Source organism: Brevibacterium antiquum, from assembly GCF_016107655.1.
Taxonomy (GTDB): Bacteria; Actinomycetota; Actinomycetes; order Actinomycetales; family Brevibacteriaceae; genus Brevibacterium; species Brevibacterium antiquum.
In genome coordinates this window covers 34,667-56,003 of the sequence record NZ_JABASX010000015.1, presented here as the reverse complement: position 1 = coordinate 56,003, position 21,337 = coordinate 34,667, and the positions used below count along the sequence as shown (strand labels likewise).

Annotated in this window: 20 protein-coding genes; 12 read left to right on the top strand and 8 right to left on the bottom strand. The window is 63.0% G+C overall.

Features of this window, described 5'->3' with window-relative positions; all coding sequences use genetic code 11:
- Positions 1–321 precede the first annotated feature (321 nt).
- The gene (recQ, locus tag JFC13_RS18840) at positions 322–2,157 is read left to right on the top strand and encodes a DNA helicase RecQ (protein WP_198398559.1); all 1,836 of its coding nucleotides are present in this window, start codon (positions 322–324) and stop codon (positions 2,155–2,157) included.
- 72 nt (positions 2,158–2,229) lie between these two features.
- Here the strand turns inward: recQ and JFC13_RS18835 are convergent, their stop codons facing one another.
- Positions 2,230–2,712, bottom strand: coding sequence for an Lrp/AsnC family transcriptional regulator (locus JFC13_RS18835; protein WP_198398558.1), 483 nt, complete (start codon positions 2,710–2,712; stop codon positions 2,230–2,232).
- Between the two features lie 106 nt (positions 2,713–2,818).
- On the opposite strand from JFC13_RS18835, the gene JFC13_RS18830 reads away from it, so the two are divergent.
- Positions 2,819–4,219: an APC family permease gene (locus tag JFC13_RS18830; protein WP_198398557.1), complete on the top strand. Its 1,401-nt coding sequence runs from the start codon at positions 2,819–2,821 to the stop codon at positions 4,217–4,219.
- Positions 4,216–5,487, top strand: coding sequence for a kynureninase (gene kynU, locus JFC13_RS18825; protein ID WP_198398556.1), 1,272 nt, complete (start codon positions 4,216–4,218; stop codon positions 5,485–5,487). Before JFC13_RS18830 ends, kynU begins: the two co-directional genes overlap by 4 nt.
- Positions 5,488–5,545: 58 nt before the next feature.
- Here the strand turns inward: kynU and JFC13_RS18820 are convergent, their stop codons facing one another.
- Positions 5,546–6,820 (bottom strand): MFS transporter, encoded by a 1,275-nt coding sequence (locus tag JFC13_RS18820; RefSeq protein ID WP_198398555.1) that lies wholly within the window; start codon positions 6,818–6,820, stop codon positions 5,546–5,548.
- 115 nt (positions 6,821–6,935) lie between these two features.
- Between JFC13_RS18820 and JFC13_RS18815 the strand changes: the two genes are divergently transcribed.
- Positions 6,936–7,358, top strand: a complete 423-nt coding sequence (locus tag JFC13_RS18815) for an OsmC family protein (RefSeq protein WP_101557472.1) — start codon at positions 6,936–6,938, stop codon at positions 7,356–7,358.
- A gap of 53 nt (positions 7,359–7,411) precedes the next feature.
- On the opposite strand, the gene JFC13_RS18810 is transcribed toward JFC13_RS18815, so the two are convergent.
- The 3 genes from JFC13_RS18810 to JFC13_RS18800 all read right to left on the bottom strand — a co-directional run bounded on the left by JFC13_RS18810 (position 7,412) and on the right by JFC13_RS18800 (position 9,677).
- Positions 7,412–8,275, bottom strand: a complete 864-nt coding sequence (locus JFC13_RS18810) for a PPK2 family polyphosphate kinase (RefSeq protein WP_198398554.1) — start codon at positions 8,273–8,275, stop codon at positions 7,412–7,414.
- A gap of 57 nt (positions 8,276–8,332) precedes the next feature.
- A complete protein-coding gene (locus JFC13_RS18805; protein WP_198398553.1) occupies positions 8,333–9,016 on the bottom strand; it encodes a trimeric intracellular cation channel family protein in 684 nt (227 codons plus the stop codon).
- A gap of 160 nt (positions 9,017–9,176) precedes the next feature.
- Positions 9,177–9,677 (bottom strand): OsmC family protein, encoded by a 501-nt coding sequence (locus tag JFC13_RS18800; RefSeq protein ID WP_096146109.1) that lies wholly within the window; start codon positions 9,675–9,677, stop codon positions 9,177–9,179.
- Between the two features lie 125 nt (positions 9,678–9,802).
- On the opposite strand from JFC13_RS18800, the gene JFC13_RS18795 reads away from it, so the two are divergent.
- The 5 genes from JFC13_RS18795 (at position 9,803) to JFC13_RS18775 (ending at position 14,751) form a co-directional block, all read left to right on the top strand.
- Positions 9,803–11,419, top strand: coding sequence for a molybdopterin-dependent oxidoreductase (locus JFC13_RS18795; RefSeq protein ID WP_198398552.1), 1,617 nt, complete (start codon positions 9,803–9,805; stop codon positions 11,417–11,419).
- A gap of 261 nt (positions 11,420–11,680) precedes the next feature.
- Complete coding sequence (locus tag JFC13_RS18790) at positions 11,681–12,358, top strand: fasciclin domain-containing protein (protein WP_198398551.1); 678 nt, start codon at positions 11,681–11,683, stop codon at positions 12,356–12,358.
- A gap of 152 nt (positions 12,359–12,510) precedes the next feature.
- Positions 12,511–13,140, top strand: a complete 630-nt coding sequence (locus JFC13_RS18785; protein WP_198398550.1) for a sigma-70 family RNA polymerase sigma factor — start codon at positions 12,511–12,513, stop codon at positions 13,138–13,140.
- Positions 13,137–14,021 (top strand): anti-sigma factor, encoded by an 885-nt coding sequence (locus JFC13_RS18780; protein WP_198398549.1) that lies wholly within the window; start codon positions 13,137–13,139, stop codon positions 14,019–14,021. Before JFC13_RS18785 ends, JFC13_RS18780 begins: the two co-directional genes overlap by 4 nt.
- Before the next feature lie 10 nt (positions 14,022–14,031).
- On the top strand, positions 14,032–14,751 hold the full coding sequence (locus tag JFC13_RS18775; protein ID WP_232488801.1) for an ABC transporter permease: 720 nt from the start codon (positions 14,032–14,034) through the stop codon (positions 14,749–14,751).
- Positions 14,752–14,830: 79 nt separating this feature from the next.
- On the opposite strand, the gene JFC13_RS18770 is transcribed toward JFC13_RS18775, so the two are convergent.
- From JFC13_RS18770 to JFC13_RS18760, 3 genes are all read right to left on the bottom strand, one after another.
- Positions 14,831–15,565: an ABC transporter permease gene (locus JFC13_RS18770; RefSeq protein WP_198398548.1), complete on the bottom strand. Its 735-nt coding sequence runs from the start codon at positions 15,563–15,565 to the stop codon at positions 14,831–14,833.
- Positions 15,562–16,398, bottom strand: coding sequence for an ABC transporter ATP-binding protein (locus JFC13_RS18765; protein WP_198398547.1), 837 nt, complete (start codon positions 16,396–16,398; stop codon positions 15,562–15,564). Before JFC13_RS18765 ends, JFC13_RS18770 begins: the two co-directional genes overlap by 4 nt.
- Before the next feature lie 90 nt (positions 16,399–16,488).
- Positions 16,489–17,124 (bottom strand): TetR/AcrR family transcriptional regulator, encoded by a 636-nt coding sequence (locus JFC13_RS18760; RefSeq protein ID WP_198398546.1) that lies wholly within the window; start codon positions 17,122–17,124, stop codon positions 16,489–16,491.
- Positions 17,125–17,265: 141 nt separating this feature from the next.
- Here JFC13_RS18760 and JFC13_RS18755 point away from each other — a divergent pair, with 141 nt between their 5' ends.
- The 3 genes from JFC13_RS18755 (at position 17,266) to JFC13_RS18745 (ending at position 21,249) form a co-directional block, all read left to right on the top strand.
- On the top strand, positions 17,266–17,847 hold the full coding sequence (locus tag JFC13_RS18755) for a GNAT family N-acetyltransferase (protein ID WP_198398545.1): 582 nt from the start codon (positions 17,266–17,268) through the stop codon (positions 17,845–17,847).
- 186 nt (positions 17,848–18,033) lie between these two features.
- Positions 18,034–19,302, top strand: coding sequence for a pyridoxal phosphate-dependent aminotransferase (locus JFC13_RS18750; RefSeq protein WP_198398544.1), 1,269 nt, complete (start codon positions 18,034–18,036; stop codon positions 19,300–19,302).
- Positions 19,303–19,350: 48 nt separating this feature from the next.
- Entirely contained in the window at positions 19,351–21,249 is a 1,899-nt protein-coding gene (locus JFC13_RS18745; RefSeq protein ID WP_198398543.1) for a helix-turn-helix domain-containing protein, read from the top strand.
- Positions 21,250–21,337 lie beyond the last annotated feature (88 nt).

Sequence of the window (21,337 nt, the reverse complement as noted above, 5' to 3'; positions counted from 1 at the left end):
GCGGGGCAACGAGATACAACTCTAGACCAGGCCAGCCGGTGCGTGCAACTCGAAATCGGAAAACTGGGCGTGACGCCCACCACACGTCCTCAGGTCACCCCCAAAGAATGTCCGTGAAGGCCTGCCGTTGACTGTGGTCGTCGTTGCAGCGCGTGGTCCTCTATGCCCGTGTTTACCCACGGCATCCATACCGTGCATATCCACTTCCTCTGTACCCGTGTGTACCCACGACCTCGTTGTCACTGACGAAGCACCGACACCACACGTGGGCTCCGCGTACGAAGTTCGGCCGAGTCAGCACCGTCCACTAGGCTGGAGCGCATGACCTCGGCACCCACAACCTCCCCGCTCGACGTCCTCCACGATGTCTTCGGCTATGACGAGTTTCGGGGTCAGCAGCAAGCGGTCGTTGATCAGATCGTGGGCGGTGGTGACGCGGTCGTGCTCATGCCCACCGGCGGTGGAAAGTCTCTCTGCTATCAGATACCGAGCCTCGTCAGGCCCGGCGCTGGCGTCGTGATCTCTCCGCTGATCGCGCTCATGGCTGATCAGGTCGCCGCCCTGGAGAACCTTGGTGTGCGGGCGGCTTACCTCAACTCGACCCTCGACTTCGATGAAGCGCAGAACGTCGAGCGCGCACTCCTTGCCGGTGAACTCGATCTGCTCTACCTGGCACCTGAACGCCTCGTCCTGCCGCGCACAATGGCGCTGCTCGAACGTGCACAGGTCGCTTTGTTCGCAATCGACGAAGCCCACTGCGTTTCACAGTGGGGCCACGACTTCCGCAGCGACTACTTGGGTTTGGGAGTGCTGGCCGAACGATTCCCTGACGTTCCACGCATCGCACTCACCGCCACGGCCACTCCCGCCACGCATGCCGAACTCACCGAGCGTCTTCACCTCGGCGATGCCCAGCATTTCGTCGCCAGCTTCGACCGTCCGAACATCACCTATCGCATCGAACCGAAGCAATCTGGCCGTTCTCAGCTCATCAACTTCATCACCACCGAACATTCCGGTGACTCGGGCATCGTCTACTGTCTGTCCCGGCGCGGTGTCGAACAGCTCTCCGAGGCGCTCGTGGCCCGAGGAATCAACGCCCTGCCCTATCACGCAGGGCTGCCGTCCGAAGTGCGCGCCGATCATCAGGCCAGGTTCCTCCGCGAGGACGGCGTGGTCATGGTCGCGACGATCGCCTTCGGCATGGGAATCGACAAACCCGATGTCCGCTTCGTCGCCCACCTCGACCTGCCGCGCAGCGTCGAAGGCTACTACCAGGAGACCGGTCGCGCCGGACGTGACGGACTGCCGGCCGATGCGTGGATGGTCTACGGTCTCGGTGATGTCGTCTCCCAACGCCGGCTCATCGAGTCGGGCGACGGCGATCGCACCTACCAACGGCGCGCGATGTCGCACCTCGACTCCATGCTGGCCCTGTGCGAGACCGTCGATTGCAGGCGCGTGCAGCTGCTGCGCTACTTCGACGAGGAATCAGATCCCTGCGGCAACTGCGACACCTGCATCACTCCCCCAGTGACCTGGGACGCAACGGTGGCGGTACAGAAGCTTCTCTCAGCCGTCATCCGCCTCGACCGTGAACGCGGCCAGAAGTTCGGCTCGGGCCAGGTCATCGACGTCCTGCGCGGCAACGACAATGAGCGCTCCCGCGCGGCCGATCACGAAAGCCTCAGTGTCTGGGGAATCGGCGAAGACCTCAGTGAAGCGCAGTGGAAGACTGTGGTCCGCCAGGTCCTCGCCCGCGGTCTCCTGGAGTCCCACGGCGATTACGGCGTGCTCGTCGTCGGTGAGGACGCCGGCCCGGTTCTGCGCAGCGAAGTGGAAGTGTCTCTGCGTGTGGACCCCGTCAAGAAGTCCGGATCCAAGAAGGCAGGAGCCAAGCGCCGAGGCGGCCCCGACGTCGAACTCGGGACCGCGGACACAGCCCTGTTCGAGGCTCTGCGGTCTTGGCGTGCCGATCAGGCGAAAGAGCAGAGCGTCCCCGCCTACGTCGTGTTCCCCGATGCCACGCTGTACGGAATCGTCGAAGCCAAGCCGAACTCGATCAGCGAACTCGGCCAGGTCAGCGGTGTGGGCCTGAAGAAGCTCGAACGCTATGGCCCCGGCGTTCTCGAGGTGCTCGAGGCTCAGGCAGCCTGACCTCCGCTCCAGCCTGGTCGCCTGAAAACGAGCTGGTTCAGTTCGTCATGTGACTCTCAGTAATGCGCTCGTTCACGGTCGATGATGTCCGAACACCAGACTCGTCTGAGTATGGGCGATCGTCGGGTCCGAGAGATGTTCCTCGATGAATCTGGTCAGGCCCTTCGGATGAGCGGTGGCGATGTGCACGAGCAGGTCCCTCTCGCCGGAGACCTGAAATATCTCTAGGGTCTCTGCCACTTGGAGAAGCCGTCTGATGACCTCACTCATCTGCGCCCGCCCCACCGGGGTCATTCTCACCGAGATCATTCCGAACACGTGCAGTCCGAGGGCCTCATAATTGATGTCTGCGTGGATTCCTCTGAGAACACCTCGCGTCTTCAGGGCGTTGACCCGACCCAGACAAGTGGACGCGGCCAATCCCACGCGCGCGGCGAGATCTTTGTTGGAGACCCGAGCATCAGCACTGAGCTCTCGCAGGATCGCCAGGTCCACATCGGCCAGTGGAATATTGTTCGACTCAGAACGATGATTCGCGATCAGATCCGAATTCACGTCACTTCTCCCCTATCGATGATGCACAACCTTCGAATTGACAACCTTCTAGTCGTGCTTTTGTCTAGAGTATCGAGAAAGTTCGACTGCCTCATCGTTGAGGCAAATGACATTGGAGGCATCGGTGGCAGAACGCCTCAATCAGGACCAGCTCAAACGCACCATCGGACTACCGGGTGCCTTGGGAGTGACGATCAACCAGGTGATCGGCGGCGGAATCGTCTCGCTCACCGGAGTCGCCATCGGCATCACCGGAGGGGGCACTCCTTGGGCCTACATCATCGCTGTCGTCACGATCATCGTCGTCTCCATCCCGTACGCATCGATTGCCTCAGCGCTGCCCGCCGTCGGTGGCACATACACCTGGCCCGCCCGTGTCATCCATCCGCGCCTGGGTTTCATCAACATGTGGATGGCGCTCATGCAGCAATGCGCACTCAGCCTCTACGGGCTCTCGGCCGGCATCTACCTCAACACGCTCTCCGACTTCTTCAATCCGGTTGTCGTCGCTGTGATCATCGTCAGCATCTTCTATGTCGCCAATCTGATGGGCGCCTCGTTCTCCTCACGTGCCGGAGTCTGGCTGATGGCCCTCATGATCATCGGCTTCTCCGCCTTCATCGTCAGCGGATTCGCCCACATCGATTGGAATACTTATCCCGAACCGCTGCCGAACGGATTCACTCAGCTGCTGTCCGCGGCTGCCCTGCTCACGTTCGCCACGATGGGCAGTTTCGGTGTCGCCGAGCTCGGACGGGAGATGAAGAACCCGGCCCGCGACATCCCGATCTCGATGATCGGCGGCACCCTCATTGTCGGACTTCTCTACATCCTCATCGCTGTTCCAGCCGTTGGCATTCTTCCCATCAACGAAGTCGCCGACCAGCCCCTGTCCATCGTCGCTGAGGAGATTATGCCCCGCGGCTGGTGGGTGTTCTTCATTCTCGGCGGAGCGATGGTAGCAATCATCTCCACACTGAACGCTCAGCTCCTGTGGGGGTCGAAAGGGCTTCTGGCAGCTGCCGACGACGGGTGGATGCCGAAGGCGTTCGGCCGAGTCAACGCCAGATTCGGAACTCCGCACTGGATCCTCACAGCCCTTTTCATCCTCGGCATCATCCCAGCCATCGCAGGACTCGACATCTCGATCATCGGGACGGCGGCCTCGGCGCTGGTCCAGGTCATGCTCATCATCGTCCTCATCGTGTCCCTGCGCATGCGCTACAAGCTCCGGGATGTCTACGCGCATGCTCAGTTCCGGATCCCCGCCTGGCTCCACTGGACCCTGACGTTGGTCGGCACGGTCACCAATCTCTACCAGATCACTCTGCTCACGGCCGACTTCACCGGCGTGGTGTGGATCGCACTCGCCTCGTGGCTGTGTGTCGGGGCCCTCATCGCGATCCTGCGCTATCCCGCAGTCGCACGGATTCTGGCCGCCCGGGAAGAGGAATCCAACGCACCTGCAAAACTGACAACCAATACTGTCGAAAGGACAATCACATGACCATCGCCGACTTGGACCGCACAGCCTGCGAACTACGCGACCGGAACGACCCCCTGCGCAGTTACCGCGACGAGTTCATCCTCCCGCCCGAAACGATCTATCTCGACGGAAACTCGCTCGGCGCCCGCACGAAGGGAGCGGCCGAGCGCGCCCACGAGGTCATCGCTGACGAATGGGGCACCGGGCTCATCCGTTCCTGGAACGCCGCCGGTTGGTTCGACCTTCCCGCAAAACTCGGCGATAAGGTCTCGAAAATCGTCGGCGGCGGGTCAGGCAGCACCGTCGTCACCGACTCCACCTCGATCAATCTATTCAAGGCGGCCTCGGCAGCACTGAAGATGCAGGCCGCCGACTCACCGGATCGTCGCGTCATCCTCACCCAGCGGGAGAACTTCCCCTCCGATATCTACATGCTCCAAGGGCTGGCTGAGCAGCTCGGCGACGGCTACGAGGTCCGCCTCGTCGATGACGCCGAGGTGACTGCTGGCTTCCCTCAGACGATGACCGACGAGGTAGCCCTGGTCGTGCTTACGCACGTGAACTACCGCACGGGACGACTCTTCGACATGAGCAGCACCACCTCGGCGATCCATGCCGGCGGCGCCATGGCGATCTGGGACCTGTGCCATTCGGCTGGTGCCCTCGAGATCGATCTGGCCGGATCGGGCGCGGATATGGCGATCGGGTGCACGTACAAGTTCCTCAACGGCGGGCCAGGCTCCCCTGCCTTCATCTGGGTCTCAGAGGCGCTGCAGAACCGTTTCACGCAGCCGCTGTCCGGGTGGTGGGGGCATGCGAAGCCCTTCGAGATGTCACCGGACTATGCTCCGGCCGACGGCATTCGCCGGTATCTGACCGGTACGCAGGGCGTCATCTCAATGTCGGTGGCCGAAGTGGGTCTCGACGTCTACGGTCGAGTCGATATGGCCGCGGTGCGGGCGAAGTCCCTGCAACTGTCCGACCTGTTCATCAGCCTCGTCGAAAACCGATTGGCCGAGCACCCGATCGAGATCGTCACCCCACGTGAACACGCTCACCGCGGCTCCCAGGTCTCGATCACCCACCCAGAGGGCTTCGCGATCATGAGTGCGCTCATCGAGCGCGGAATCATCGGCGACTACCGGGAACCGGCGGTGCTGCGGTTCGGACTGACTCCGCTCTACCTCGGCTTCACCGATGTCTGGGACACGGTCGAGGCCCTGCGCGACATCCTCGACAACCGGATCTGGGACGCCCCTGCGCACAAGGTCCGCGGCGCCGTCACCTGAGGCTCGGAGCTCGGCCCGTCCCGCTCCTCACCTGAACTTCGGGCTGATACAGGCGTGGTCAGCCGACCGGGCGCCCGCGTCCGGCCACCGCATATGCGCCGATTCCCACTGCGCCGATCGCCAGAACCGCGCCGCCGATCGTCACGGCCTGCGGGATCGTCGCGATCGTGCCGAGCACGCCGACGGTCACGCCCGAGAACGTCTGCATTCCGGGCCCGAACATCGAGTAGGAGCCGATGACGCGTCCGCGGATCTCGGGCGGCGCCTCGAGTTGGATGATGGCCATCTCGGTCGATTCGGCGGTGATCTTACAGACCCCCGCAAGCACGAGGACGGTCAGCGCCAGCCACAGGTGCGAGGTCAGCGCGAAGACGATCGAGCTGGCACCGAGTCCGGCTGCGGCGACTGCGGCCGCCTCCGGGGTCGGTCGCACCCAGCCCGTGGCCTCGAGGAAGAACCCGCCGAGCACACCGCCAGCGCCGAGCGCGAAGAGCAGCAGCCCGTACGTGAAGTCACTGTCTCCGCCGGGGCCTGTCAGTAGGCCGCCGAAGACCGGCATCGCCGTCTGCAGCACGGCGCCGATCGTGATCGAGGCCAGTGCGGCCAGCAGCAGCATGCCGATGATGGAGCGGTTGTGTCGAACGTCGACGAGCACTCGCAGCGACTGCACCAGAGTTGTACGCGTCTTGTTCGGACTCCCGCTCCTGATGTGCCCGGTGAAGGGTGTGCGCATCAGGAAGATCGTCAGCGGCAGGTAGAAGATGATGTTGATGAAGATGCCCCAGGTCGGCCCGAACGACAGCAGGAGCGCCGAGCCGACGACGGGTCCGAACAGGATTCCGAGACTGCGGAAGGTCGCATTCATCCGCACGGCGCTCGGCAGCTCCTTGCGGTCGACGAAGTCATGCAGCATCATCTGCTCGGCCGGTCCCCACAGGCATCCGGCCAAGCCGTGGATGACGAGCAGCACGCATGTCTGCCACAGCTGGAGCGAATCGGTGAGGAAGAGGATGCCCCAGCACAGGGACACGACCATGAACATGACCTGTCCGATCTGGATCAGGCGCCGGCAGTCGAATCGTTCGGCCAGGGATCCCGCGTAGACCGAGAGCAGGAGGAACGGCAGCCAATGGCTGATGAGCTGGAATCCCACGAGCGCCGGGGACTCGAACTTCTGCCACAGCACCCAGTACGTGATGACGTGCTCGATGTTGTCGCCCATCATCGCCAGACCCGTTCCCACCAGGTACGGAGCCGTCGCCCAGCTGCGCAGCACGCCGAAGCGGCGGGGACTAGGGGTGTTCTCGGCCGAACCGTCTCGTGTCTCGTTCACCCGCCCATTCTGGCACCACGTACACATCCGCCCCTTCCGCTTCCGTACCGTGGAACACGATTCCTATCAGCAGAGATCGACGACACGGCGCCGTGATTCCTGACATGATGAGTCCATGAGTGAAGACACCCGCAGCATCGAACTGACCAGGCTCGCCGAGAACCACTACCGGGCTACCGCACCGAGTGGGGCGAGCATCGAATTCGGCCGAGGTGAGGGCCTGATGACACCCGTCGAACTGCTGCTCGCAGCCGTCGCCGGATGTTCGTCCATCGATGTCGACACTGTGACCAGCAGGCACACCGAGCCGACGCGCTTCGACGTCTCGGCCGTGGCAGACAAGATCGACGAGGACGGTGCGTCCCGGGTGGACAACGTCCACCTCGACTTCGACCTCGCCTTTCCCGACGACGAGGAGGGCCGCAAGGCCGACTCTCGCATCGAGAGGCTCGTCGGCCTCTCCCATGACAAGTACTGCACGGTCTCCCGCACGGTCGAGCAGGAGACGAAGGTCGACTTCAGCATCCGCCGCGACTGACCTCCGGCCGCAGCTGAGCCTCACCGAGCCCGAGGGCTCCCAGAACCCGTGCCTCAGCTCTCGGCCAGCCGTTCCCGTTCGACGTCGATATCGAAGTCCGCGGCCGGCCACTGGGGGTCGATGTTCCGCAGCGCGTTCAGCAGGAGCTGCTGGATCGCCAGTCGTGCGTACCATTTGCGGTCAGCAGGGACGACGTACCAAGGGGCCGCCTCGGTCGAGGTGCGTTCGAACACCGCCTGATAAGCCTTCATGTAGTCGGGCCACAGGAGACGTTCGTCGACGTCACCCGGGTTGTACTTCCAGTATTTATCCGGGCGGTCCAGGCGCTCCATCAACCGGTCCTTCTGCTCATCCGGAGAGATGTTGAGCATGACCTTGATGATGCGCACACCCGCCTCGGCGAGCTCGGCCTCGAAGCCATTGATGGCGGCGTAGCGACGCTCGATCTCTTCGTCGTCGGCAAGCTCGCGGACTTTGCCGATGAGCACATCCTCGTAGTGGGAGCGATCGAAGACGCCGATCATGCCAGGCCCGGGCACGTGCGGTCGGATGCGCCAGAGGAAATCATGGGAGAGCTCCTCCCTCGTCGGCGCCTTGAACGCGGCGAGCTCCACGCCCTGTGGATCGACTGATCCGACGACGTGGCGCACGATTCCGCCCTTGCCTGCCGTGTCCATCGCTTGGAGGACGAGGAGAACCGCTGGCCCTGACTCCTCATCATGATGGGCCGCGAAGAGCCGTTCCTGAAGATCGTCGAGTTCGGGGATGCACGCTTTGAGGTCCTTGCGTCCGGACTTCTTGTTGCCTTCGTAGCCCGGGGTCGAACGCGGATCAACATCATCGAGTCGAAATCCTTCGCCTGCCCGCAGCAGCGGCTCCGGATCCTCGGTCCAACTCAGCGTTGTCTTCTCGCTCATGAGCTCATCTTTGCAGGCTGGATGGTCAGCGTCTATATCTGTGGTGGCTCTGCGCCCTCAGTCGGGCTTCCGGAACACCGAGGGCAGCCTCTTCATCTTCCGTTCGGTCTCCCGATACGACCACTGCCGCATCGGCTGCGGTACCCGCCACTGCAGCCTCCAGGCCAGCATTCGGAACGTGAACGCGAGCCCGGCGATGATCAGGGACACCACGCTGCCCAGGATTCCTGTCGCATCGGCGATGAGCGTGACACCGGCTCCGAAGAGGGCGGGGATCAGGTAGAGGTCGGTGCCGGTGAAGATCGCCGGATCCTCACTGGCCACGGCATCGCGCATGAGACCGCCGCCGCACGCCGTGAGTGCGCCCATGAGCAGGGCTGCCGGGTAGGTCGCACCGGCGCCGAGGGCGATCGTCGTACCGGTGACGCTGAAGATCGCGAGTCCGATCGCGTCGAAGGTCACGATCCAGATCCGGGCCCGCGAGACGTGCTTGCCGATGAGGTAGATGAGCAGTGTGGCGATGAGGGGCGGGGCCAGATAGATCGGCTGACCGAGCGCGTTCGGCACTCGGTCGAGGAGGACGTCGCGGATCATGCCCCCACCGATGCCGGTCATCGTTCCGAGAACCAGGCCCCCGGTGATGTCGAAGCCGCGCCTGGCAGCCAGGAGGACTCCGGAGGCTGCGAAGACGAAGGTACCGGTGAGGTCGAGCGCGAGAAAGACTGCTTCCTGCACCTCCACGACTTACTCCCCCTCCGGCCTGTCAACGGCGCACCCAACGCCGATCGGCGTGTGGTCAGCATTGGCCGACGCCGGTTGTCCAACCTCGGCGCCTGGTCACCACTGTAGTATCAGTGCGCCGAGGTGGAGCGTGCCGTGCTCGTCCGTACAGGAATCGGACTCAGCTGAGCTGGAAGTTGTCCGGGTTCTTGTATTCCTCTATCTCGACGCTTGGACTGCCCTGCCCCTTGAGCAATTTCGAGATCGGGCACCGGGCATGGGCGCGCCCCGCGTACTTCTCCGCGTCTGCGGCAGAGACACCATCGATGGAGATGTAGGCCCTGGGCACGAAGTGGAACCCGGCGTTGGACTCACCGTGCAGGTCGACCTCAACGCGAACGCGGGACTGTGCTTCAACGTCGTTGACTGCCAACACAACCTTGAGTGTCTCACCGAGACAGGTGCTCCAGGCCATGGCAAGGAACTGCTCCGGATTGCTGCCCTGATCGGTATGAGAGGTCGGGGCCGTCGACAGTGTCATACCATCTTCGACTCGCACTTCACCCGAGGTCCCGCCGAGGTTCTCGACCTTGGCCGTATAGATGGGGGCACTTGCGCTTCTTGGTTCATCCGAGTCTCCGCTTGGCGCCTGCGGCTCGGCGTATCCTGGGTTCTCAGTCATTGCACTATGCTACGTCAGCTTGACGGCAAGTTCACTGACAATTTCGTGAACGAGACACAACCCAGGAGCGAATCTTCGCGCCCTGATCGCCCATCCGGATCGTCGTCCGCTCCGAATACCTGTACATGAGAAGACCATTTCGCGCCGCCCTCGCTGGGATCGTCGCCACCCTTGTCCTGTTCGGTGCCGCCGACCTGATCGCCCGCGCGTTCGGTCCACCGGCGGCACCTCTGCTGGCATTGGGTCAGACGATCATTCCGCTGGCACCGACTGGTCTCGTCAAACCTGTCATCGACCTCTTCGGCACCAATGACAAGCTCTTCCTCATTCTCACCACAGGTCTCGGCGCGCTGGTGCTCGGAGGGCTCATCGGATGGCTGGCCTCTCACCGGCTCCGTCTGGCGACGGCGCTGCTGTGTGGGGCCGGGCTGGTGCCCATCATCGTCATTCTCATCCGCCCCGAGTCCAGTGTCGTCGACATCATCCCGACGCTCATCGGGCTCGCCCTGGGCCTGGCCGTCTTCCGTCTCCTGATGAGCTTTGGAATGAGCCGCACTGAGAAAGGGACGGCTCCCGCAGCTCCCCGGAGGTTCCCTGCAGCTGCCCGTCCCACTGGCTCGTCTGTACCCGAACCGTCCTCATCCGACTCGACCGAGACGCCGGCTTCAGAGCCGTCTCGTCGCCGTTTCTTCATCATCACCGGCATCATCGGGACAGTGGGCGCCGCTGCGATGGCGGCCGGACAGACTGTGGCCGCATTGACTCTGGATGCGGGAGCCGCGGTGGCCAAACTGGTGCTGCCATCACCTGCCAAGAAGGCTCCCCCGATCCCCGCCTCGGCGCATCCCGATGTCAAGGGCCTCGCACCCTTCATCACGGATCCGGAGGACTTCTATCGCATCGATACGGCGCTGGCTCCTCCGGTCATCGATCCCGAGGAATGGTCGCTGAGAATCCATGGCATGGTCGAGTCGGAGGTGACCTTGACGATGGACGATCTGCTCGATCTTCCCCTCGACGAGCACCACATCACACTCACCTGCGTCTCCAATCCTGTCGGAGGTGACCTGGTCGGCAACGCCACCTGGTTGGGCTATCCCGTGCGTGAGCTGCTGCGCCGGGCGAAGCCGAACAAGGACGCAGACATGGTACTTTCCCATTCGATCGACGGGTTTTCGGCCTCGACGCCGATCGAAGCCCTCACTGATGGCCGGGACTCCCTGCTGGCCGTTGCAATGAACGGCAGTCCGCTTCCTCCCGAACACGGCTTCCCCGCCCGCCTCGTCGTTCCCGGACTCTACGGTTTCGTCTCGGCCACCAAGTGGGTCACCGAACTCGAAGTCACTCGTTTCGATGAGAAGACCGCCTATTGGACTGATCGGGGGTGGGATGCCAAGGCGCCCATCCTCGTCGCGTCGAGGGTAGAAGTGCCGAAGCCCTTGGCCAAGGTGCCTGCCGGTGATGTGGCCGTCGCTGGCACGGCATGGGCGCAGCGCAGCGGCATCAAGCGAGTCGATGTGAAACTCGACGACAGGGAATGGACCTCGGCGGAACTCGGCGATGAGGTCAATATCGATACCTGGCGCCAGTGGAAGACGGGTTTCAGCGACGTCGATTCCGGATTGCATACCGTCACGGTGCGTGCGATCGATCAGGACGGAAACGTCCAGACCCCAAAGCGCAGGAAGTCCATTCCCAACTCCGCGACCGGTCACCACCACATCCAGTTCAGTGTCGAGTAGAGCGATCCTCAGTCACTCACCGGACCACACCCTCACGGCCCCAGACTCCCCATTCAGGCGGAGGCTGGGGCCGATCTGCGCAGGTCCGAAGGTATCGCAGAGGGCTCCGTGAAAAGGACGTCCAAAGAATCTTTGAAATTCACCCATCCAGAACCAGACGGGCTGCGAATACCAGGTACACAGCGAGCAATGAAGGCAACTTCAAAGCTGTGCGCTGATACGCACCACCGTTGATGCATTACCTCAATTAGGAGAAGAACGATGAAAACGCTGCTTCGCAATCGCACCACCACCATCCTGGCCGCCGGCGCGATCGGTCTTATGGCTCTGAGCGGCTGCTCGGACATGGGTTCCGACTCCGAGTCCGGTGATACCGAGACCAAGTCCAGTGATACTGCGGAAAGCCCTGCCGCATCAGAAGAGTCGGGCGACGACGCCATGGCCGGCGGGGATCTCGTCGGACCGGACTGTGCCGCCTACGCCGAGGCCAATCCCAAGGGCGGCGGATCGGTCGAAGGAATGGCACAGGACCCTGTCGCCACAGCGGCATCGAACAACCCGATGCTCAAGACCCTGACCAAGGCCGTTTCGGGCAAGCTCAATCCCGACGTCGACCTCGTCGACACTCTCAATGGAGACGAGTTCACCGTCATCGCACCCACCGATGATGCCTTCGGCGACGTACCCAAGGACGACCTGGATGCGCTGGCCAAGGATTCGGACATGCTGACCAAGGTTCTCACCTATCACGTCATCCCAGGAAAGCTGTCCCCCGACGAGATCGCCGGTGAGCACGAAACCGTCGAAGGTTCGAAGGTGACGATCTCCGGTGAAGGAGACGACCTCAAGTTCGACGATGCCGGCCTGGTCTGCGGTGGCGTGGCCACCTCGAATGCCACCGTGTACATGGTCGACAGTGTGATGATGCCCTCTAAGTGACACCAGAGCTTCACGAGGCAGTGGCCAAGGACCGATTTCGACATCTCGGATCGGCCCTTGGCCACCACCTTTTTCATACGATGTGTGGACAACTTTCATACGATGTGTGGACAACCGAAGAACAGAAGCCGATCGGATGACATGATTGGACAATGAGTTCAGATGATCCTTCGGCTCCAGGCCATGGGCCCCCGGGATATGATGCCCGAGCGTCAGACGGCACCGTCACCACAGCGCCAGACCCGAGCAGCGACCAGCTGCTGCGGATCGCCGCCGGTGACAGGTCCGCTTTCGAAGAACTCTTCGTGGCACAATCGCGCATACTCATGGCTGTGATCCTGCGGATTGTGAGAAGTCAGTCGCTCGCTGAGGAGGTGCTCCAGGAATGCTTCACCGAAGTGTGGACCCGGTGCTCCGGGTTCGACCCACAACGTGGGACAGGCAGGGCATGGCTGATCACACTGTGCCGCAGGAGAGCCATCGACTGCGTCCGCAGTGTTCAGGCACAACAGGATCGCGACTACGCCGACGGCCTGAGATCGTCGACGGAAGAGGGCGAGCAGGTCGAACAGACGGTCATCGATCGATCCGAGTCGGACAGAACCGTCACAGCGCTGAAGATCCTTCCCGAGGACCAGGCACAACCCATCGTCATGGCCTTCTACCAGGGCCTGACCCACGCTGAGATTTCGGAGAATCTCAAGGTGCCTCTCGGCACCATCAAGTCACGAATCAGAGACGGAATGAAAAAGCTGCGAGAAGAGTTGGAGGTACGCCGATGAGTGCCGATCGCGACTATCTGGCTGCCGGGCTGGCTCTGGGTGGACTCAGCGAAGCTGAGCTTGCCGAGGCGCAGGCTCTCGCAGACACCGACGCTGATTTCCGTTCCGAGGTCGCCGAGTATGAAGACACCATGGCGCTCATGGCCGAATCCGATCCAGAAGCGTCTGAATCTTCAGTCCCTGATGCCCCTGAACCCATCAGTGCAACCACCCGGAACGCAATTCTCGCCATCCCGAGCACACATGCTCAAGAGGATGTTGCCGCGAAACCACAGAGACTGGAACAGGCTGGTTCTGAACAGCAGCAGACTCAGTCATCAGCACCGACTCAGCTCAACGCTCCGGCTCAACCCGCACCGCAGGCAGACAATCAGTCGTCCTCGGACGCACCACCGCCTGCCGACCTGGCCGAGCACCGTCGGAAGCGCCGCCCCTGGGTGCCGATGGCTGCCGCCGCTGCCGCTGTCATCGTCGCCGCCGGCGTCGGAGTGAGTTCCTGGCAGAAGCAGAACGAGCTGGAAGACGAACTGGCAGCTGCTCAGCAACAGCTCGACGACTCCGCTCGTCTCATGGAAGCCGGCGATCTGAAAACCAGCACTGCCGAGCTGCCCGAGGGCGGATCGGTCACTGTGGTCTCGTCCGAGAAGGAACAGCTCATTCGCTTCAGTCCTCGCGACGTCGAAGTCTCTCCTGCAGGAAAATCCCTGCAGATGTGGGTGATCGGCAATGAGGGCCCCGAGAGTGTGGGGCTGATGACGAACGCACCGGTGACCATCGCCGATGAGCCTTTCGCCGAAGGAAGTCTGTTCGGCGTCACTGTGGAACCCAAGGGCGGTTCAGACCAGCCGACCACCGATCCGATCGTAGCCATCGGCCTGTAGGCAATGGCCATTGCCGAGATGTCTGGAGGCATCGGGGAGCGAACATGACCGGCCGGGGCTCACGTACCTGATCGGGTTGGGCCTCGGGCTCGTGTTCTTCATGTCGGCGGTGACCTTCGGAACGACCATCGCCTCCTCGGCGGTGGAGGAGAAGCAGTCGCGGATCGTCGAGATTCTCCTCGCCTCCACCTCGGCGAAGGTGCTGATGTTCGGCAAGGTGCTTGTGTGCTCGATCCTCGCCTTCGCACAGATCGGCCTGACTGCGCTCTCAGTCCTCATCGGGGCCGCCATCGGAGGGAACGATCTGGTCCTCGGCAAGGTCACGGAGCCCATCGCCTGGTTCATCCCGCTCTTCATCGTCGGGTTCGTCATGATCGCCTCCCTCTACGCCGCGGCCACTTCGATGGTCTCCCGGACGGAGGACCTGGGCTCGAGATCCAGCCCGATCATGATGCTCATCGTCCTGCCCTATATGGCCGTCATCCTCTTCTCGTCCAACGAGACGGTGATGGCGGTGATGTCCTACATCCCCTTCTCCGCGGCGGTCGCGGTCCCGATGCGCATCTTCCTCGGCACCATCGAATGGTGGGAGCCGCTCGTCTCCCTGCTCATCCTCGCGATCACCACGATCCTGGCTCTGCTGCTGGCGACCCGGATCTTCGAACGTTCCATCCTGCAGTCGGGGCCCAAGCTGTCGTGGAAACGGGCCCTGAGCAGGCCGAAGAAGTAGTTTCGGCTAGATGGGTGCTCTGCGGCACAGCAGACGGGAGGGTGTGTCTCGCAGCGACCCTCAAGGCGCGTCAGCCGTACTACTGCGTGCGCCGTCGCAGCGTCAGCGAACCGATGATGATCGCGGCGAGAATCCACCATCCGATGAAGAGGATGCGCAGCAAGATGTAGCTGGAATCCTCATCGCCGCTCGCGACTGCCGTGAGCGCATCGATCGCGTGTGAGAGCGGCAGCCAGTCGCCGATGGTCTCGAGCACCTCGGGCAGCTGATCACGGGGCAGGAAGATGCCGCCGAGGAGGATCTGGGGAAAAACGAGCGCAGGCATGAACTGCACAACCTGGAATTCGGTGCGGGCGAAGGCGCTTGCGAGCAGTCCCAGCGACGTACCCAGCAGAGCATCAGCGATCGCGACGACGAAGAGCATCCATACGGATCCCTCGATCTCGAGACCGCACACCAGCGTGGCATAGGCGACGGCGACAGCGGTCTGGACCACGGCGAGGATCCCGAAGGCGAGCGTGTAGCCGAGGATGAAGTCACCGCGGCCCAAGGGCATCGACAGCAGTCGCTCGAGCGTGCCGCTGCGGCGTTCGCGCAAGGTGGAGATGCTCGTGACGAGGAACATCACGATGAAGGGAAAGAGCGCGAGCATCGCCGGGCCGATTGTCGCGAATACCTCGGTCTCATCGAAGATCCAGGCCACGAGCCCGATGAGGAGGCTGGGTACGACGAGGAGCAGAGCGATAGTGCGTGGATCGTTGCGGATTTGGAGCAGCACGCGTCCGGCTGTGGCCAGGGTTCGCATCGGAGTCATTGTGGCCCCTTCTTCCGCTGAACCCGGCCCTTCCCAACGGCAAGCAGACGTGTGGGAGACAGACGTCCTGATCGCGAGGCACGACGGCCACCGCGACCGCCGATTGAGTGATTCGGTCCAGCGTCGTCGGTCTCGATGATCCGCAGAAACGCGTCTTCGGCCGTGTCGGCACCAGTGGTCGTCAGAAGCTGCTCTGGGGTCGTGTCCGCGATGAGATCGCCCTCACGCATGAGCAGGAGTCGATCGCAGCGAGTCGCCTCGTCCATCACGTGACTCGACACGAGGAGGGTCGTCCCCTCCTCGGCGAGTCTGCGGAAGATGGCCCACAGATCCCCGCGCAGCACAGGGTCGAGGCCGACGGTGGGTTCATCGAGTACGAGCAGGTCCGGCGAGCCGAGCATCGCTGCCGCCAGCGAGACCCGGCTGGCCTGCCCGCCGGAGAGGGACCTGGCCAAACGATCGGCCTGCCCGGACAGATCCGTGCGATCGATGACCCTTTCGACATCCGAACGAGGAGCGCCCTGAACGCGAGCGAAGTAGCGGAGGTTCTGCCGCACGGACAGATCGTCATAGATGCTGGCCCGCTGAGTCATGTAGCCGACTCGGTGCCGAAGCGATGCGCTCCCCGCGCTCTGACCGAAGACATTCACCGATCCGCCGGCCAGAATCTGCACCCCGACGACGGCCCGCATGAGAGTCGTCTTGCCGCTGCCGCTGGGCCCGAGCAGACCGACGATCGCTCCGCCGGGCACCGTGAGATCGAGGCCGTCGATGACTGTGGTTCGACCCCGATAAATTCGCAGACCGCGCGTCTCGATCGCGTTATTCATCATATGATGAATTAGACGCTTCCAGGCCGCTCACGTCAAGAGCGTGAGCCGGCAACCGGCCCGAGGCGGGACCACGAGGACGACGAGGTCCCTTCAGCGCTCTGCCCGGCGCCCCTCGATATGACCCTGCACCGCGGGAACGACGTGAGCGATGACCTCCTCGATCGGGCTGGAGGTCAGTGGTTCGACCATGACGACATGCCTGAGAATGAGCACCCCGGCGATCTGAGAGAGGACCATCGAGGCCCGCTGCTGCGCCTGCACGGTTTCGATGCCCGATTTCTCGAGGCGCTGGGCAATCGCGGACATGAGTTCGCGCAGCAGGAACTGACGGACGAGTTTTCCGGCCGCCGACCCGTTGACGACCGAACGCAGAATCGTCACGCCCACGGGTTTGACCTTCGGGTCCTCCCACGCGAGCAGCACCGTGCGGGCGATCGAAGCACCGAGTTCGGGAAGGGGAGCATCGAGGGCCGCAGCGATGATCTTGTCGGGCCGGACTGGGAGCTTGACGACGTCAGCGAACAGGGCCGCTTTCGTGTCGAAATAGTGGTGGACGAGCGCCGGATCGACTTCGGCGCGGCGGGCGATGCCACGCATGCTCGCCGTTTCGTATCCCTTTTCGGAGAATTCGGCGGCGGCCGCCTCGGCGATCATCGCCCGGGTGTCCCCGCTCTGTCCCTTCCGCGGACGCCCCCTGCGACGGGGCGCGGATTCTGACTCGACCATGCTCCTCAGCTTAGCGGGGAGGACTCAGAGCCAGTCGGGCCTGATGATGCCATTTGTCACCGATATGAAGTCCTTGCAGACGGTCGGCGTGGACCGTACAACCCCTTGCGCACACCCGGGACTCATGGTTGCGTTAGACGCATGATTCCGCAGGAGCTGTCTCTGCCGCTGACCACCGACCGCCTGCACCTGCGCACGTATCGGGAGTCCGATACTGAGGCGCTGCTGCCCATCTACTCCCGCGAAGACGTCGCACAGTTTCTCCTCTGCGAGCCGTGGACCGCCGAGGTGGCGCGGGCCGAGGTATCCAAGCGCATTCCGAGAACCGGCCTGGACACCGAGGCTCGCGCACTCGCACTGGTCATCGAAACCGCGGACGGGCTCGAGGGCATCGAAGGCTCGGTCGTCATCGGCGACATCGCGATCTGGTTCGACGGAGAGTCATCGGAGAAGGCCGAGATCGGCTGGGTGCTCAATCCCGCAGCCAGTGGCCACGGATTCGCCACCGAAGCCGCCATCGCCATGCTCAATGCCGCCTTCGCCCACGACGGCCTCCATCGAGTCGTCGCTCAGATGGATGCCCGAAACACCGCCTCGGCGAGGATGGCCTCACGCATCGGCATGCGACAGGAGGCTCACCTGCGGCAGGACTGGTGGTCAAAGGGCGAATGGAGCGACACGCTCATCTTCGGCATGCTGCGCAGCGACCGACAGCAAGTATGAGGGTTCGCCTCTCGATGCTGGCCCACGTCAAGTGACCCGTGTGACGAAAGGTCTGGCAAACAATCCGAAAACCGGTCAAAGGTTCACGAAACGGGCCTCTGATTGGTCAGAACCACCTCGGCGAGGGCCATAGCGTGGTAATAGCGGTATCAGCAAACGTCGCATCGAAAGGTTCTCACGGTTCCCATGTACAGGCAGTCGTCGAAATTGGCCAACGTCCTCTATGACATTCGGGGACCCGTCCTCGAAGAGGCCGAGGCGATGGAAGCCAAGGGCCACACCATCCTCAAGCTCAATATCGGCAACCCCGCCCCCTTCGGATTCGAAGCCCCCGAAGCGATCGTCCATGACATGGTCAAGCAGCTTCCCGTTGCGCAGGGTTATTCCGATTCGCGCGGAATCCTCTCCGGGCGCCGGGCCGTGGTCCAGTACTACGAGACCCGCGGCATCCACAATCTGGACACCTCCGAGGTGTTCCTGGGCAACGGAGTCAGCGAACTCATCACCCTGTCCCTGCAGGCGCTGTGCAACCCCGGCGACGAGATCCTCGTTCCCAGCCCGGACTACCCCCTGTGGACGGCATCGGTCGCGCTCTCCGGCGGCACGCCCAAGCACTACCTGTGCGACGAGGCCACCGCCTGGCAGCCCGACCTCGACGACCTCGAATCGAAGATCACCGAGAACACCCGCGGCATCGTCGTCATCAACCCGAACAACCCCACCGGCGCCGTCTATTCGCGTGAGACCCTGAAGAAGATCGTCGACATCGCCCGTCGCCACGACCTCATCATCTTCGCCGACGAGATCTACGAGAAAATCACCTACGACGATGTCGAAATGGTCAATATGGCCACGCTCACCGGCGACGATGTACTGTGCCTGACCTACTCCGGTCTGTCGAAGGCCTACCGGATCGCCGGATACCGCGCCGGCTGGCTGGCCATCACCGGACCGCTGTCCGAGGCGAAGAGCTACCTTGAGGGGATCAAGCTCCTGGCCAATATGCGCATGTGTGCGAACGTTCCCGCTCAGCACGCGATCCAGGCTGCCCTGGGCGGCAAGCAGTCAATCGAGGACCTCGTCCTGCCTCAGGGTCGACTCGGTGCGCAGATGAATCTCGCACACGAGGGGCTGAACTCCATTGACGGCGTCTCTGCACATCGGGCCAGCGGCGCGCTCTACATGTTCGCCAAACTCGACGTCGAGAAGTTCGACATCGTCGATGACGAACAGTTCGCGCTCGATCTGCTGCGCGAGCAGAAGATCCTCGTCTCCCACGGCTCGGCCTTCAACTGGTCACGCCCGGACCACTTCCGGCTCGTGACCCTGCCCTCCGTCGAGGTGCTGGACGAATCGATCAACCGCCTCGGCGAGTTCCTCTCCGGGTACCAGCAGAAGGCGAGCAGCACCTGCGAACTGCCGACCGTCAAGGAGATGTCCCCCGCAGCGGGGTGAGCTTGCCAGGGCACGTGGTCTGGTGGTCCGGGCTGAGATAATGGCCCCATGACGGAGCGCACAGCAGGACCGGAGACAGCAGCAGTGGAATCCGTCGCACGGGCGATCAGCCTGATCGCGCGCGGCAACCCCGTCGATCGCAGCTCTTTGGAATCAGAACTCGGGCGGCAGTCGGCCCTCATCGACTCGCTGCTCGATCTGTCCACGACCATGGTTCGCTGGCGCCAGAAGGACCATGAACGCTCAGCTCTGCTCGAAAGCGCCTCGGAGCTCATCCAGGTCAGAGACACGAAACGCCTTCTGCAGAAGCTCGTCGACCGAGCCAAGTCGCTGATCGGCTGCGACATCGCCTACCTCTCCGAATACAACCCCGAAACCGACGAGCTCAACGTCAGAGCCAGTCGCGGGGCGATCTCGCTCCGACTCCCAGCTCTCCGGGTGCCACCGGGAGTCGGACTTGCAGGCCGGGTCGTCCGCGACCGCGCGGCCCACTGGACCTCGGACTATGACCTGACCCAGCTGCCTCATGAGCGGCGTGTGGACTCAGCGGTCAAGGCCGAAGGCATGGAGTCACTCCTCGGAGTGCCGATGGTCGTCGACGGTGAAGTACTCGGCGCCCTGTTCGCGGCGAATCGCTACCCCCATGACTTCGGAGCAGATGAGATCACTCTGCTCTCCGCCCTGGCAGACCATGCCTCGGTGATTCTCAAGACCGCACGACTCATGGGCGAACTCGCCGAGGCGGCCGCGCTGTCAGCTGCCGCAGAAGAACTGGCTGCGGCCAAAGCGAATACACTGCAGCGACTCGTCGAGGTCGAAGAGCAGCTGACCCAGTTGGTGCTGCAGGGCCACGGTGTTGCAGCCGTCACCAACGTCATCGCCGAAACTCTCCGCGCCGAGGTGCTCATCGTCGACAACTGGAGCCTCGACTCCCCCGAATTCCCAGCGGACGAGGGTTTCCTCGCCGAAGTCGACCTGAGTCGAGAAGACATCCATGCGGCCATAGACACCAGTCGCCGCACCGGGCGCAGCGTACAGATTGCTCAGGCCAAGCGGCTCATCGCCGCTTCGGTGGCGTCGAACAGACGTCAGCACAGCGGACTGTTCGTGCGCTTCCACAACGACCCGAAAGACGGCGACCACAGCATCGTCGCTCAGGCTGCACAGTCCCTGGCCCTCATCCAGATGAACGAGCTCTCACGTGCCGACGCCGAGAACCGTGTGCGCGGCGAACTGGCCGTCGATCTGATCGCCGACACCAGAAGTCTGGACGAGCTGCGAGCGCGAGCACGCTCCAGCAACTTCACCCTCCTCGGCCCTTGGCAGCTGATAGTAGTCGAAGCCGGTCCCAACGACTTCGACCGCATCGGCTCGTACCTGACTCGGATCGAGCCGCGGATTCTCATGACCCAGCGCTCCCCTGGGCTGACAGTGCTGCTGCCCCGTTCGGCTCATCGAACCCGGACACAGCTGGAGGAGCTGCTCACAGCCTCAGAAGTCCTGCGCAACTGCCTGGTCGTCGTCTCCGACACCGGTTTCCAGCGTTCGGAGCTGCGCACCGCAGAGGACGAGCTGTGGTCGTGCGTGCGTGTCCTCAATTCGCTTTCGATCACCAGAGGCGTGTGTCCTGCCGAGGACTTCGCTCCCTACACAGCCATGTTCGGCTCGGCCCCCGAACACGTCGGACAGTTCATGGAGCGCATGCTCGGCCCCCTCCGACGATGGGACCGGAGACAATCGGCCGATCTGGTCACCACACTGCGCACATACTTCGACCACAGCAGCAGCGTCAGCCGCACCGCCGCCGCTCTCTCGGTTCACGTCAACACCGTCAAGCTGCGCCTGGAGCGCATCGACACGGTACTCGACACCGACTGGCGTGCACCCGAATATGCGTTCCGCCTCCACGTCGCACTCCGTCTGGATCAGCTCCAGCAGAAGATCTGAATGCAGCCAGGCACGAGCCACCCACCCTGGCCGATCCAGCTAGTGGCTGGAGATATCAATGGCCATAACGGCCATAGGCGATCGAGTC